The sequence below is a fragment of the Variovorax sp. GW822-FHT04A09 genome (assembly GCF_058801005.1).
Genome location: NZ_JBXAMV010000005.1, coordinates 192,124 through 206,832, shown reverse-complemented (window position 1 = coordinate 206,832; position 14,709 = coordinate 192,124). Strand labels below are relative to the sequence as shown.

Annotated in this window: 13 protein-coding genes; 11 read left to right on the top strand and 2 right to left on the bottom strand. The window is 67.8% G+C overall.

Annotation, left to right across the window (positions count from 1 at the left end):
• Positions 1-10: 10 nt before the first annotated feature.
• Genes AC1RLW_RS24335 through AC1RLW_RS24305 form a run of 7 tightly spaced genes read left to right on the top strand, consistent with a single transcriptional unit; the run spans position 11 to position 8,274 of the window.
• Positions 11-1,690, top strand: a complete 1,680-nt coding sequence (locus AC1RLW_RS24335; RefSeq protein ID WP_493195453.1) for a long-chain-fatty-acid--CoA ligase — start codon at positions 11-13, stop codon at positions 1,688-1,690.
• Positions 1,691-1,744: 54 nt separating this feature from the next.
• Positions 1,745-2,749: an ABC transporter permease subunit gene (locus tag AC1RLW_RS24330; protein ID WP_070063398.1), complete on the top strand. Its 1,005-nt coding sequence runs from the start codon at positions 1,745-1,747 to the stop codon at positions 2,747-2,749.
• Positions 2,750-2,753: 4 nt separating this feature from the next.
• Complete coding sequence (locus AC1RLW_RS24325) at positions 2,754-3,662, top strand: ABC transporter permease subunit (protein ID WP_493195452.1); 909 nt, start codon at positions 2,754-2,756, stop codon at positions 3,660-3,662.
• A 17-nt stretch (positions 3,663-3,679) separates the two neighbouring features.
• The gene (locus tag AC1RLW_RS24320) at positions 3,680-4,705 is read left to right on the top strand and encodes an ABC transporter ATP-binding protein (protein ID WP_493195451.1); all 1,026 of its coding nucleotides are present in this window, start codon (positions 3,680-3,682) and stop codon (positions 4,703-4,705) included.
• On the top strand, positions 4,702-5,724 hold the full coding sequence (locus tag AC1RLW_RS24315; RefSeq protein ID WP_493195450.1) for a peptide ABC transporter ATP-binding protein: 1,023 nt from the start codon (positions 4,702-4,704) through the stop codon (positions 5,722-5,724). The genes AC1RLW_RS24320 and AC1RLW_RS24315 overlap by 4 nt, the downstream gene beginning before the upstream one ends.
• Positions 5,725-5,763: 39 nt before the next feature.
• A complete protein-coding gene (locus AC1RLW_RS24310) occupies positions 5,764-7,395 on the top strand; it encodes an ABC transporter substrate-binding protein (RefSeq protein ID WP_070063394.1) in 1,632 nt (543 codons plus the stop codon).
• A gap of 3 nt (positions 7,396-7,398) precedes the next feature.
• On the top strand, positions 7,399-8,274 hold the full coding sequence (locus AC1RLW_RS24305; RefSeq protein WP_493195449.1) for a 5'-methylthioadenosine/adenosylhomocysteine nucleosidase: 876 nt from the start codon (positions 7,399-7,401) through the stop codon (positions 8,272-8,274).
• Here AC1RLW_RS24305 and AC1RLW_RS24300 read toward each other — a convergent pair.
• Both AC1RLW_RS24300 and corA read right to left on the bottom strand, forming a co-directional pair.
• A complete protein-coding gene (locus tag AC1RLW_RS24300; protein WP_159273585.1) occupies positions 8,180-8,932 on the bottom strand; it encodes a YoaK family protein in 753 nt (250 codons plus the stop codon). The genes AC1RLW_RS24305 and AC1RLW_RS24300 overlap by 95 nt on opposite strands.
• A gap of 56 nt (positions 8,933-8,988) precedes the next feature.
• Positions 8,989-9,975, bottom strand: a complete 987-nt coding sequence (corA, locus tag AC1RLW_RS24295; protein WP_056584267.1) for a magnesium/cobalt transporter CorA — start codon at positions 9,973-9,975, stop codon at positions 8,989-8,991.
• Positions 9,976-10,200: 225 nt separating this feature from the next.
• Here corA and AC1RLW_RS24290 point away from each other — a divergent pair, with 225 nt between their 5' ends.
• From AC1RLW_RS24290 to hprK, 4 genes are all read left to right on the top strand, one after another.
• On the top strand, positions 10,201-12,318 hold the full coding sequence (locus AC1RLW_RS24290; RefSeq protein ID WP_493195448.1) for an ATP-dependent helicase: 2,118 nt from the start codon (positions 10,201-10,203) through the stop codon (positions 12,316-12,318).
• A 322-nt stretch (positions 12,319-12,640) separates the two neighbouring features.
• Positions 12,641-12,970, top strand: coding sequence for a ribosome hibernation-promoting factor, HPF/YfiA family (hpf, locus tag AC1RLW_RS24285; protein WP_013538898.1), 330 nt, complete (start codon positions 12,641-12,643; stop codon positions 12,968-12,970).
• A 192-nt stretch (positions 12,971-13,162) separates the two neighbouring features.
• Positions 13,163-13,630, top strand: a complete 468-nt coding sequence (locus AC1RLW_RS24280; protein WP_042581318.1) for a PTS sugar transporter subunit IIA — start codon at positions 13,163-13,165, stop codon at positions 13,628-13,630.
• 104 nt (positions 13,631-13,734) lie between these two features.
• The gene (gene hprK, locus AC1RLW_RS24275) at positions 13,735-14,694 is read left to right on the top strand and encodes an HPr(Ser) kinase/phosphatase (protein ID WP_062481041.1); all 960 of its coding nucleotides are present in this window, start codon (positions 13,735-13,737) and stop codon (positions 14,692-14,694) included.
• Positions 14,695-14,709 lie beyond the last annotated feature (15 nt).

Genomic DNA, 14,709 nt, shown 5'->3' with positions numbered 1-14,709 from the left:
AGACACATCCATGACCGAACGCCCCTGGCTCAGCAGCTACCCGCAAGGCGTGCCCGCCGACATCGACGCGTCGCACTACCCGTCGCTGGTGGCGCTCATGGAGGAGAGCTTCACCAAGTACGCCGACCGCACGGCCTACAGCTTCATGGGCAAGGACGTGAGCTACGGCGAGACCGACAAGCTCAGCAAGGCCTTCGCGTCTTACCTGCAGGGTCTGGGCCTCGTGAAGGGCGACCGCGTCGCCGCGATGATGCCCAACTGCCCGCAGTACCCGATCGCGGTGGCGGCCATCCTGCGCGCCGGCCTGATCCTGGTGAACGTGAACCCGTTGTACACGCCGCGCGAGCTCGAGCACCAGCTCAAGGACTCGGGCGCCAAGGCGATCATCATCATGGAGAACTTCGGCACCACGCTGCAGCAGTGCATCGCGAGCACGCCGATCAAGCACATCGTGCTGGCCTCCATGGGCGACCGGCTCGGCTTCCTGAAGGGCGCGCTGGTCAACTACGTGGTGCGCAACGTCAAGAAGCTGGTGCCGCACTTCAGCCTGCCGGGCGCCGTGCGCTTCAACGATGCGCTCGACAAGGGCGCGGGCGGTTCGCTCAAGCCCGTGGCCACCGGCCCCGACGACGTGGCCGTGCTGCAGTACACCGGCGGCACCACCGGCGTGTCCAAGGGCGCGGTGCTGCTGCATCGCAACGTGATCGCCAACGTGCTGCAGTCCGAGGCCTGGAACGAGCCCGTCATGGCCAAGGTGCCGGCCAACGAGCAGCCCACCAGCGTGTGCGCGCTGCCGCTGTATCACATCTTCGCGTTCACGGTCGGCATGATGCTGAGCATGCGCACGGGCGGCAAGCTGATCCTGATCCCGAACCCGCGCGACATTCCCGGCGTGCTCAAGGAATTGTCGAAGCACACCATCCACAGCTTCCCGGCCGTCAACACGCTGTTCAACGGGCTGGCGAACCACCCCGACTTCAACACCGTCAACTGGAAGAACCTGAAGGTCTCGGTCGGCGGCGGCATGGCGGTACAGGCCGCAGTGGCCAAGCTCTGGCTCGAGAAAACCGGCTGCCCCATCTGCGAAGGCTACGGCCTCTCGGAAACCTCGCCCTCGACCACCTGCAACCCGACCAACAGCACGGCCTACACCGGCACCATCGGCCTGCCGCTGCCGAGCACCTGGCTCAAGCTGCTCGACGACGACGGCAACGAAGTGCCCACCGGCGAGCGCGGCGAGATCGCCATCAAGGGCCCGCAGGTCATGGCCGGCTACTGGCAGCGCCCAGACGAGACCGCCAAGGTCATGACGCCCGACGGCTACTTCAAGAGCGGCGACATCGGCGTGGTCGACGAGCGCGGCTACTTCAAGGTGGTCGACCGCAAGAAGGACATGATCCTGGTGTCGGGCTTCAACGTGTACCCGAACGAGATCGAGGACGTGGTGGCGATGCTGCCCGGCGTGCTCGAATGCGCCGCGGTCGGCGTGCCGGACGACAAGACCGGCGAGGCCGTGAAGCTCGTCATCGTCAAGAAGGACGAGTCGCTCACCGAAGCGCAGGTGCGCGAGTACTGCCGCGCCAACCTCACGGGCTACAAGCAGCCGCGCGTGATCGAGTTCCGCACCGACATGCCCAAGACCCCGGTGGGCAAGATCCTGCGGCGTGAACTGCGGGATAGCAAGAAGTAGTAAGGGTTCCGCCCGGGTGGGGCCGGGGCATCGATCTTGCATATTCGCGGGTCGATGCTCAGATTCATTTACGTTCGTCTAGGCTTGCTCGTGCCGACTTTCATCGGCATGACGCTGCTGGCCTTCTTTCTCATCCGGCTGGTGCCGGGTGACCCCATCGAGACGATGGCCGGCGAGCGCGGCATCGACCCCGCGCGCCACGCCGAGCTGCGCACCGCCATGGGCCTGGACAAGCCCCTGCTCGTGCAATACGGCATCTACATCGGCCGCGTGCTGCAGGGCGACCTGGGCAAGTCGCTCATCACGCAGGACACCGTGATGAGCGAGTTCCTCGCGCTCTTTCCGGCCACCGTCGAGCTCGGCGTGTGCGCGATTCTTTTCGCGCTGTTGCTCGGGCTGCCGGCCGGCATCGTCGCGGCGGTGCGGCGCAACTCCATCTTCGACCACGGCGTGATGGCCACGTCGCTCACCGGCTACTCGATGCCGATCTTCTGGTGGGGCCTGCTGCTGATCCTGTTCTTCTCGGTGCAGCTGGGCTGGACGCCGGTGTCGGGCCGCATCTCGGTGCAGTACTTCGTCGAGCCGCAGACCGGCTTTTTGCTGATCGACGCGCTGCGTGCCGGCGAGACCGAGGCCTTCTGGTCGGCGCTGCACCATCTCATTCTTCCGGCCATCGTGCTGGGCACCGTGCCGCTGGCCGTCATCGCGCGCATGACGCGCTCGGCCATGCTCGAGGTGCTGGGCGAGGACTACATCCGCACCGCGCGCGCCAAGGGCCTGTCGCGCTTTCGCGTGGTGGGCCTGCATGCGCTGCGCAACGCGCTGATTCCGGTCGTCACGGTGATCGGCCTGCAGATCGGCGTGCTCTTCACCGGCGCGATCCTCACCGAGACCATCTTCTCCTGGCCCGGCGTCGGCAAGTGGCTCATCGAGGCCATCGGCCGGCGCGACTACCCGGTGCTGCAGGGCGGCATGCTGCTGCTGGGCGGCATCGTGATGCTGCTCAACCTGCTGGTGGACATCGCCTACGGCGTCATCAACCCGCGGATCAGGCATTGAGTCGATGACGAGCAACACCCACGCAGTCCCCCCCAGCTCGCAGGCCTCGGCGCCTCCCGGTCCCTGGCGCGAGTTCTGGACCGCCTTCTCGGCGAACCGGGGCGCGGTCATCGGTCTGGTCACCATCGTGGTGCTGTTGCTGGTGGCGCTGTTCGCACCGTGGATCGCGCCGCATGCACCGAACGAAACCAACGCCGCCGCGTTCCTCAAGCCGCCGGCCTGGCAGGAGGGCGGCTCGTGGACCTACCTGCTGGGAACGGACGCCATCGGTCGCGACATCCTGTCGCGGCTCATGCATGGCGCGCGGCTGTCGCTGTCGATCGGCGTCGCGGTGGTGGCGCTGTCGGTGGTGGTGGGCGTGGTGCTCGGGCTCGTCGCCGGCTTCTTCCGCGGCGCGCTGGAGATCGCGATCATGCGGATGATGGACATCATCCTCACGATGCCCAGCCTGCTGATGGCCATCGTGATCGTCGCGATCCTCGGGCCGGGGCTCGTCAATGCCATGCTCGCGGTGGCCATCGTGGTGCTGCCGCACTACGTGCGCATCACGCGCGCCACGGTCATCGCCGAGGTCTCGCGCGACTACGTGACCGCGGCGCGCGTGAGCGGCGCCAGCACGCTGCGCCTGATGTTCCGCGAGGTGCTGCCCAACTGTTCGGCGCCGCTGATCGTGCAGGCCTCGCTGGGCGTCTCGACCGCCATCCTCGACGCGGCGGCGCTCGGCTTCATCGGCCTGGGCGCACAGCCGCCGTCGCCCGAGTGGGGCACGATGCTGGCGGATGCGCGCGAGTTCGTGCTGCGCGCATGGTGGGTCGTGACCTTCCCGGGGCTCGCCATCCTTGCGGCCGTGCTGGCCTTCAACCTGCTGGGCGACGGGCTGCGCGATGCGCTCGACCCCAAGCTCAAGCGCTGACGCAAAGGAGAGCACAGATGCCTTTGCTGGACATCAAGGACCTGCACGTCGAGTTCCCCACGCAAGGCGGCGTGCTGCACGCCGTCGACGGCGTGAGCCTCACGCTCGAAGAGGGCGAGGTGCTCGGCATCGTCGGCGAATCGGGTTCGGGCAAGAGCGTCACGATGATGGCGCTCATGGGCCTCGTCGGCTTTCCGGGCCGCGTGCGCGCCGATCACATGCGCTTTGCAGGCAAGGACTTGCTCGGCATCTCCGACAAGGCGCGCCGCACGCTGGTCGGCAAGGAGGTCGCGATGATCTTCCAGGAGCCGACCACCAGCCTCAACCCCTGCTTCACCATCGGCTTCCAGCTGATGGAAACGCTGCGCCTGCACCTGAAGCTCGACAAGCGCGAAGCGAAGAAGCGTGCGACCGAACTGCTCGAACAGGTCGGCATCCCCGCCGCCTCGTCGCGCCTGGGCAGCTACCCGCACCAGCTCTCGGGCGGCATGAACCAGCGCGTGATGATCGCGATGGCCATCGCCTGCAACCCGCGCCTGCTGATTGCCGACGAGCCGACCACCGCGCTCGACGTGACCATCCAGGCGCAGATCCTCGACCTGCTGCGCGACCTGCAGAAGGAGCGCGGCATGGCACTCGTGCTCATCACGCACAACATGGGCGTGGTCAGCGAGATGGCGCAGCGCATCGCCGTGATGTACGCGGGGCAGGTGATGGAGCACCAGCGCGTCGACCGCCTCTTCGCATCGCCGCAGCATCCCTACACCGAGGCGCTGCTCGCGGCGCTGCCCGAGCGTGCCGCGCCCGAGGGCCGGCTCGCCACCATCAGCGGCGTGGTGCCCGGCGTGCACGACCGGCCCGCGGGCTGCCTGTTCGCGCCGCGCTGCGGCTACGTCACCGAGCGCGCCTGCCAGGTGCGCCCGGCGTTGCGTGCGTGGCAGGGCGCCGAGGTGCGCTGCCACTTTCCGCTCGGCGAGCCGGGGCGCGCCGAAGCCATCGCGCACGACCCGTCGCGCGCGGCCATCGCGGAGGTGCTGCCATGAGCGACGCATCGCCACCGGAGATCGTCGCCGAGGCGCGCAACCTGCAGCGCACCTACGCCGTGCGGCGCGGGCTGTTCCGCGCGCCGGCGCAGCTGCGCGCCGTGGGCGACATCTCGTTCCGCCTCGAACGCGGGCGCACGCTCGCGGTGGTGGGCGAATCGGGCTGCGGCAAGTCGACGCTCGCGCGCATGGTCGCGCTGATCGAGAAGCCCACGGCCGGGCAGCTGACGCTGATCGGTGCCGATGCCGTGAGCCCGCCGCATGAACGCAGGCGCGAGCTGCGCCAGGCCGTGCAGCTGGTGTTCCAGAACCCGTACGGCTCGCTCAACCCGCGCAAGAAGATCTCGGCGGTGCTCGAAGACCCGCTGGCCATCAACACCACGCTGAGCAAGCCGGAGCGCGCCGAGCGCGCGCGCGAGATGCTGGCCCGCGTCGGCCTGCGCCCCGAGTACGCCAACCGCTACCCGCACATGTTCTCGGGCGGCCAGCGCCAGCGCATCGCCATCGCGCGCGCGCTCATGCTGTCGCCGCGCCTGCTGGTGGCCGACGAGCCGGTGTCGGCGCTCGACGTGTCGATCCAGGCGCAGGTGCTGAACCTGCTGGCCGACCTGCAGGCCGAGCTGGGCCTGGCCTACCTCTTCATCTCGCACGACCTGGGCGTGGTGCGCCACATCGCGCACGACGTGCTCGTGATGTACCTGGGCCACGCGGTGGAGCAGGGCCCCAAGTCGCGCATCTTCGCGCGGCCGCTGCATCCCTACACGCAGGCGCTGCTGGCCTCGACGCCAGGGCTGAGCAGCCAGCGCATCGTGCTCAAGGGCGAGCTGCCGTCGCCGCTGGACCCGCCTTCGGGCTGCGTCTTCAGCACGCGCTGCCCGCACGTGCAGCCGCGCTGCCGCGAAGAGCGCCCCGCGCTGCGCGCGCTCGACGAACGGCTGGTGGCCTGCCACTACGCCGAGCAGTTTCTCGATGGCGCGCCGGCCGTGCGCGCCGATGGTCCCGTGCTCGCCGCGTCCTGAGACGCTGCGAATTTTTCAACCCTGTCTCGAGGAGTCCCCATGAAGACCCAGTCCTCCGTTTCGCGCCGCTCACAAAAGCTGGCGCTCCTGGCACCGGCAGCGCTCACGGCCCTTACCCTGGCCTGCGGCGCCGTGTCAGCCAAGACGTTGGTGTACTGCTCCGAAGGAAGCCCGGAAAACTTCTATCCGGGCATGAACACCACCGGCACGTCCTTCGACGTGACCACGCAGGTCTACAACACCATCGTCGAGTTCGAGCGCGGCGGCACCAAGGTGATGCCGGGCCTGGCCGAAAAATGGGACATCTCGGCCGACGGCACCGTGTACACCTTCCACCTGCGCAAGGGCGTGAAGTGGCACACCACGAGCAAGAGCTTCAAGCCCACGCGCGACTTCAACGCCGACGACTTCATCTTCATGCTCGAGCGCCAGTGGAAGGAGAGCGACCCCTTCTTCAAGGTCACGAGCCAGAACCACTCCTACTTCAACGACATGGGCATGCCCAAGCTGCTGAAGTCGGTGGACCGCATCGACGACCACACGGTGAAGATCACGCTCAACCAGGCCGAGGCGCCGTTCCTGGCCAACCTGGCGATGCAGTACGCCGGCATCCAGTCGAAGGAATACGCCATCGCGATGCTGAAGGCCGGCACGCCCGAGAAGGTCGACCAGGACCCGGTCGGCACCGGCCCGTTCTACCTCGTGCAGTACCAGAAGGACGCGATCATCCGCTTCAAGGCCTTTCCGCAGTACTGGGGCGGCAAGGCCAAGATCGACGACCTCGTGTTCGCGATCACGCCCGATGCCTCGGTGCGCTGGGCCAAGCTGCAAAAGGGCGAGTGCCACGTCATGCCGTACCCGAACCCGGCCGACCTCGATGCGATCCGCAAGGACCCGAACGTGCAGGTGCTGGAGCAGCCCGGCCTGAACGTGGGCTACCTCTCGTACAACACGACGAAGAAGCCCTTCGACGACGTGCGCGTGCGCAAGGCCATCAACATGGCGATCAACAAGAAGGCCATCATCGACGGCGTGTACCTCACGACCGGCGTGGCGGCGAAGAACCCGATTCCGCCGACGCTGTGGTCCTACAACGATGCCGTCAAGGACGACCCGTACGACCCCGAAGCCGCCAAGAAGCTGCTGGCGCAGGCCGGCTTCCCCGACGGCTTCAGCACCGACCTGTGGGCCATGCCGGTGCAGCGCCCGTACAACCCGAACGCCAAGCGCATCGCCGAGCTGATGCAGGCCGACCTGGCCAAGATCAACGTCAAGGCCGAGATCAAGAGCTTCGAGTGGGGCGAGTACCGCAAGCGCCTGCAGGCCGGCGAGCACCAGATGGGCATGCTGGGCTGGACCGGCGACAACGGCGACCCGGACAACTTCATGTACACCCTGCTGGGCTGCGCCTCGGCCAAGTCGGCCAGCGGCAGCAACATCTCGAAGTTCTGCTACCAGCCGTATGAAGACCTCGTGGTGAAGGCCAAGAGCGCGACCAAGCAGTCGGAGCGCGATGCGCTCTACAAGAAGGCGCAGGTCATCTTCAAGGAGCAGGCGCCGTGGTTCACCATCGCGCATGCGGTGCAGCTGAAGCCGGTGCGCAAGGAGGTCGTCGACTTCAAATTGAGCCCGTTCGGCCGCCACACGTTCTACGGCGTGGACATCAAGTAAGCCATGGTCGCTGCGCCCATCGCCATCGTCGCGGCCATGCACGAGGAGCTCAGTGCGCTCCTCGCGCGCATGCCCGACGAGCAGCGCGTGCGCGTGGCTGGCCGCGACTTCTGGGTCGGCCACCTGCAGGGCCAGCCCGTGGTCGCGGTGCTGTCGCGCATCGGCAAGGTCGCGGCGGCGGTCACGGCCACGGTGCTGCTCGAGCGCTTCGGCGTGCGGGCGATCGTGTTCACCGGCGTGGCGGGCGGACTGGCGCCGGGCGTGAACGTCGGTGACGTGGTCGTGGCGACCGAGCTGCTGCAGCACGACATGGACGCCTCGCCGATCTTTCCGAAGTACGAGGTGCCGCTGATGGGGCGTTCGCGCTTCGCGGCCGATGCGGCCATCGGCGATGCGCTGGCGGCGGTGGCCGAGGGCACGCTGCGCGATCCGGTGGGCCTGGTGGGGCAGAAGGCGGTCGATGAATTCCATCTGCGTGCACCGAGGGTGCATCGCGGCCTGCTGATCAGCGGCGACCGCTTCGTGTCGACCACCGCGGAGTGCGGGGCCCTGCAGCGTTCGCTGCCCGACGCACTCGCCGTCGAGATGGAAGGCGCTGCGATGGCGCAGGCTTGCCACGACTACGGCGTGCCCTTCGGGGCGCTGCGGACCATCTCGGACCGCGCCGACGATGCCGCGCACGGCGACTTCACGCGCTTCGTGGCCGAGGTGGCGAGCCGCTACAGCCTCGCGCTCGTCGACGCCTGGCTCGCCTCCCTGCCGCGCCGCGGCCTGAAGAACCCGCCTACGGCGCGAGCCGGCGCAGCTGCGGCAGGTCGCGCAGCAGCGGCGGGATCGACAGCGCCAGCAGCAGCGCGGCCAGCGGCACGACGCAGATAAAGCCCACGTGCTTGAAGCCCAGCGCGCCCACGGCGCCGCCGAGCACGAACATGCCGACCAGCCCGCCGCAGCGGCGCAGTCGGCTGCGGTCGTGGCGCACCGGCAGCGGCGTGGACGGCGCGCGCCGGTTCCAGTAGAGCATCTTGCCCAGCTCGATCCCCACGTCGGTGATGTTGCCGGTCATGTGGGTGGTGCGGGTGCTGCCGCCCGAGGTCTTCGACGCCACGGCGTTCTGCAGGCCCATGATGAACGACAGCAGCAGCACCGTGAGCGGCACAGCGAACGGCGTGGCCCAGGTCAGCGTGATGGCGCCGGCGAGCCCGAACGGGAACATCAGCGCGGCCTCCAGCAGCAGCGGCAGCGCGTACACGCCATGCAGCCGGTGCTGCCGCGCCCAGTTCACCAGCACCGCGCAGACCGCGGCGCCGCTCACGAACGCCAGGATCGCGCCCAGCGCGTTCAGCAGCAGCGTGAGGTTGCCCAGCACCATGCCGTCCGCCAGCTGCGAGGCGAAGCCGGTCATGTGCGAGGTGTACATGTGCAGCACGAGGAAGCCGCCCGCATTGATGGCGCCGGCGTTGAAGGCCAGCAGCAGTCCGAGCGCGGTGTTCGTCGACGGCGCGCGGTGGCGGTTGGTGAGGAAACGAAGTCTGCGCACGGGGCTCTCCAGGTCAGCTGCCTGCCGACAGCCACTCTAGCACCCAGTGTGAAGAGCTACTTGAGCCAGCCGCGCCGGCGGAAGTACCACATCGGCACCAGCGCGCTCGCGGCCATCAGCGCGATGGCGTAGGGGTAGCCCATGGCCCAGTCGAGCTCGGGCATGAACTTGAAGTTCATGCCGTAGATGCTCGCGATCAGCGTGGGCGGCAGCAGCGCGACGCTGGCCACCGAGAAGATCTTGATGGTCTTGTTCTGGTTGATGTTGATGAAACCGACGGTCGCATCCATCAGGAAGTTGATCTTGTCGAAGAGGAAGGCCGTGTGGTTGTCCAGCGACTCGATGTCGCGCAGGATCTGCCGCGCCTCCTCGAACTGCTCGGCGTTGAGCATCTTGCTGCGCATCATGAAGCTCACGGCGCGGCGCGTGTCCATCACGTTGCGACGGATGCGGCCGTTCAAGTCTTCCTGGCGCGCGATGGCGCCGAGCACCTCGCCGGCCAGCTCGTCGCTGACGTTGCCCGACAGCACCTTCTTGCCCGCCACCTCGAGCTCGTCGTAGATGTTCTCCAGCGTGTCGGCCGAGTACTCGGCGTCGGCGTCGAAGAGCTTGAGCATCACTTCCTTGGCGTCTTCGATCAGCCCCGGCGCGCGGCGTGCGCGCATGCGCAGCAGGCGGAACACGGGCACGTCTTCGTCGTGGATCGAGAACAGCACGCCGCGGCTGCGCAGGTCGGTGTTGTGCTGGTTCAGGATGAAGGCGACGCGCACCGTGCGCGGGTCTTCGTCGTCGTCGATCAAGAAGTCGGAGCGGATGTGCAGTTCGCCGTTGTCTTCCTCGTAGAAGCGGGCCGATTCCTCGATGTCCTCGTCCATCGCGTCTTCGGGAATCGAGAGGCCGTAGTACTGCTTGATCCAGCGCTTTTCCTCGAGCGTGGGCGACTCGAGGTCGACCCAGATCGGCTGGAACTTGGAGAGCTCTTCGAGCGACTCGATCTCTTCCTGGACGAGGCGGCCGTTGGCGAGCGTAAAGATGTTGAGCATGGGCTCACTCCCGGGGGTGACTGAACGATGGGCGAGGGCGGGGCGCTTTCAATTCCCGCGAACCCGGCGTCAGTACATCACGCGCAGCGTCGCCAGGGAGTTGAAAGCTGCCGAGACGGGGCGGTTTCCATGGGGAGTCTCCGGTTGCAGCGAGGCGCGATTATGTCACCGGCCACAGGGCGACAAGGCACTCGAACTGGACGGACATACAGTAAAGTCGTGCCCATGCAGACCCCTGCGTCCCACGTTCTTTCCACCCCCCCGAAGACGCAAGCCGAGCGCCTGGCCGCGGCGCTCGCCGCGCTCAACGACGACCAGCGCGCGGCGGTCGAGCACGGCGTGGGCGCGGCGGTCGGCGCCGACCACCGGCCGCTGCTCGTGATCGCCGGTGCCGGTTCGGGCAAGACCAGCACGCTGGCGCACCGCGTGGCGCACCTGATCGCGGACGGGGTCGATCCGCAGCGCCTGCTGCTGCTCACCTTCTCGCGCCGCGCCGCGCAGGAAATGGAGCGCCGCGCGGGCCAGGTGCTGGCGCGCGTGCTGGGCCTGAAGTCGGAGCGCCCGCCCGCGCTGCCCTGGGCTGGCACCTTCCACGGCATCGGCGCGCGGCTGCTGCGCGAATACGCCGCGCAGATCGGGCTGGACGAGAACTTCACCATCCACGACCGCGGCGACGCCGAAGACCTCATGGGGCTGGTGCGGCACGAGCTGGGCCTGTCGTCCACGGTCAACCGCTTCCCGCGCAAGGGCACCTGCCTGTCGATCTACTCGCGCTGCGTGAACACGCGCGCGCCGCTGGCCGTTGTGCTGAAAGACAGCTTTCCCTGGTGCGCCGAGTGGGAGGCGCAGCTCAAGACGCTATTCGGCGCCTACGTCGAGGCCAAGCAGCAGCAGAACGTGCTCGACTACGACGATCTGCTGCTCTACTGGGCCGAGATGGTCGCCGAGCCCGCGCTGGCCGCGCACGTCGGCGCGCGCTTCGACCACGTGCTGGTCGACGAGTACCAGGACACCAACCTGCTGCAGGCCGAGATCCTGCGTGCGATGAAGCCCGACGGGCGCGGCGTGACGGTGGTGGGCGACGACGCGCAGTCGATCTACTCGTTCCGCGGCGCCACGGTGCGCAACATCCTCGACTTTCCCTCGCAGTTCTCGCAGGCCGCGCGCATCGTCACGCTGGAGCGCAACTACCGCTCGACGCAGCCGATCCTCGACGTGTCGAACCGCGTCATCGCGCAGGCCGCCGAGCGGCACGCCAAGACGCTGTGGACCGACAAGCCCTCGGCCGGCAAGCCGGTGCTGGTGCTCGTGCCCGACGAGGCCGGGCAGGCGCGCTGGGTGGCCGACAAGATCCTGTCGCATCGCGAGGGCGGGCTGGCGCTGAAGTCGCAGGCGGTGCTGTTTCGCACCTCGTCGCACAGCGCGGCGCTCGAACTGGAGCTGGCGCGGCGCAACATCCCGTTCGTGAAGTTCGGCGGGCTCAAGTTCCTCGAGGCCTCGCACGTGAAGGACCTGCTCGCCGTGCTGCGTTTCGCGCAGAACCCGCGCGGGCGCATGGCGGGTTTCCGGGTCACGCAGCTCATTCCCGGCGTGGGGCCGGCCACAGGCACGCGCCTGCTCGACGCGATGGACCAGGCGGGCGACCCGGCCGCGGCGGTGCGCGACTTCGTGCCGCCGTCGGCCGCGCGCGAGCAGTGGGCCGACTTCGCCCAGGCCTATGCCGCCTTGCGCGCGCCGTCGCTGCAGTGGCCGGCCGATGTGGAGGTGGCCATGCAGTGGTACCAGCCGCACCTGGAGCGGCTGTACGAAGACACCTCGGGCGTGCGCCGTGCCGACGTCGAACAGCTGGCGCGGCTGGCGGCCGGCTATGGCTCGCGCGAGCGCTTTCTCACCGAGCTCACGCTCGACCCGCCCGAAGCCACGAGCGACCGGCCTGGCCCGCCCTCGCTCGACGAGGACTACCTGATCCTGTCGACCATCCATTCGGCCAAGGGGCAGGAGTGGAACTCGGTGCATGTGATCAACGTGGTCGACGGCTGCATGCCGGCCGACGTGGCGCAGGGCGCGCACGAGCTGGAAGAAGAACGGCGCCTGCTCTACGTGGCGATGACGCGGGCCCGCGACCACCTGCACCTGGTGATGCCGCAGCGCTTCCACATCACGCAGCAGGCGGCGCGCGGCGACCGGCACCTGTACGCCAACCGCACCCGCTTCATCACGGAGTCCGATCTGGCGGGCTTCGAGCTGCAGACCTGGCCGCCGCCGCCGGTGCTGCCGCCCGCGGTGCCGCCGCCGGCCGCGGTGATCGACCTGCGCAACCGCATGCGCGCCGCCTGGCGCTGAACGGGCCGGCCCTTCGGGCGTGAGGGTCACTGCGCGCTGCACATGGAAACACTTGCTTCCAATGTGCCGCAACGGCATGCCACTGCACGGGGGCAGCTATGGAATCAATAGCGGATTAGGGCATGCAATACACCGGCCCGTCACTCGGGCAAGCCCCGGTATTGCAATACCGTGACAGCTTGGGCATAGTGAATCCGACCGCCCCCTTTCTTCATCTCCCTTCCTCTTCTCTCCCTCTCTCCCAACCTCACCTGTTTCGCCGGCCACGCTTCATCCCGGAGCGCGGTCATTTCCCCAACCGTCAATTCTCAGGAGGTCATTCATGAATTTGACGATCAGCGGTCATCACCTCGACGTCACACCTGCCTTGCGCACCTACGTCACGAGCAAGCTGGACCGGATCACGCGACATTTCGACCAGGTGGTCGATGTCAAGGTGATCCTCACGGTGGAAAAGCAGAAGGAAAAGGAACGCCGCCAAAGGGCGGAGTGCAACATTCACGTCAAGGGCAATGACATGTTCGCGGAATCGAGCCACGCTGATCTGTACGCCGCGGTTGATGAGCTGGTCGACAAGCTCGACCGCCAGGTGGTCCGCCACAAGGATCGCCTGCAGGACCACCATCACGTGGCGCCCAAGCGCGTGATGTAAACGCCGGGCCCCGCGCCCCGCATCTCAGGCCGCCTTCGGGCGGCCTTTTGTTTGTCCGACCACATTGGTGGGGCTTTGCAAGGGCCTCCAGAGGAAGCGACGCCTCACGGCAACACATGTAGACGAAAGTAATTAGGGGGACTGGGGGTTTTTACCGAGGAGGTGCATAATCGCCCCCGCTCTGACCCCACCATGAATCGCCTCGCGTCCATCCTGCCGCCCGCTCAAGTGCTCGTGAGCGTTGACGCCACCAGCAAGAAGCGTGCTTTCGAAGAAGCCGGCCTGCTGTTCGAGAGCCTTCACGGTCTGGGCCGTGCCCTCATCACCGACAGCCTGTTTGCGCGCGAGCGCCTCGGCTCCACCGGTCTGGGCCACGGCGTCGCCATTCCACATGGCCGCATCAAGGGCCTCAAGGCGCCGATGGCCGCGGTGTTCCAGCTGGCGAACCCCATCGGCTTCGACGCTCCCGACGAGCAGCCCGTGGCGCTGCTGATCTTCCTGCTGGTGCCCGAAGCGGCCACGCAGAAGCATCTTGAAATCCTGTCCGAAATTGCCGAGCTGCTGAGCGACGCCGGCCTGCGCGAGCAGATCAAGTCCAGCACCGATGCCGCCGCGCTGCACGGCCTCATCGCCGGCTGGCAGTCGACCCAGGTCGCCTGAGCGCCCGTGCCGGGCCTGCCGCTGCTGCTGATAAGCTGCGGCGACGCTTTTCTCTCCCTCCATCCTGACCAGAATGCCGGCGCCCCGCGCCGGCCGCCGCACGCATGAAGCCGACCGTCATCAGCGCCGATGCCATGTTCGAGGAGTTCCGCGGGTCGCTCCGCTGGGAATGGCTCGCGGGCCTGGGCGCCTCGGAGCGCCAGTTCGACCCCGACGTCATCAGCCGCGCGCAGTCGGCCGCCGACCTGGTCGGCTACCTGAACTACATCCACCCGTACCGCGTGCAGATCCTCGGCGCGCGCGAGGTGGCCTACCTCACGCGCGGCAGCAAGGAAGACTGCGTGCGCCGCATCGGGCGCATCGTCACGCTGGAGCCGCCGATGCTGGTGCTGGCCGACGGCCAGGCCGCGCCCGACGAGCTGCTGTCGATCTGCGAACGCGCCCAGCTGCCGCTGTTTGCCACGCGCGAGTCGTCGGCCTTCGTGATCGACCTGCTGCGCGCCTACCTGTCCAAGCACTTCGCCGAGCGCACCTCGATGCACGGCGTGTTCATGGACATCCTGGGCATGGGCGTGATGATCACGGGCGAGTCGGGCCTGGGCAAAAGCGAGCTCGGCCTGGAGCTGATCTCGCGCGGCAACGGCCTGGTGGCCGACGACGCGGTCGACCTGTACCGCATCAACCAGAACACCATCGAGGGCCGCTGCCCCGACCTGCTATTGAACCTGCTGGAGGTGCGCGGCATCGGCCTGCTGGACATCCGCGCGATCTTCGGCGAGACGGCCGTGCGCCGGAAGATGCGCCTGAAGCTCATCGTGCACCTCGTGCGGCGCGACAGCTTCGAGCGCGACTACGAGCGCATGCCCTCGGCGCCGCTCACGCAGGACGTGCTGGGCATCCCGGTGCGCAAGGTCATCATCCAGGTGGTGGCCGGACGCAACATCGCCGTGCTGGTGGAAGCCGCGGTGCGCAACTCGATCCTGCAGCTGCGCGGCATCGACACCTATGCCGACTTCGTGGCCCGCCACCACAAGGCGATGGAAAGCGGGCGCGATCCGGACTGAGACAGGCAAGAAAAA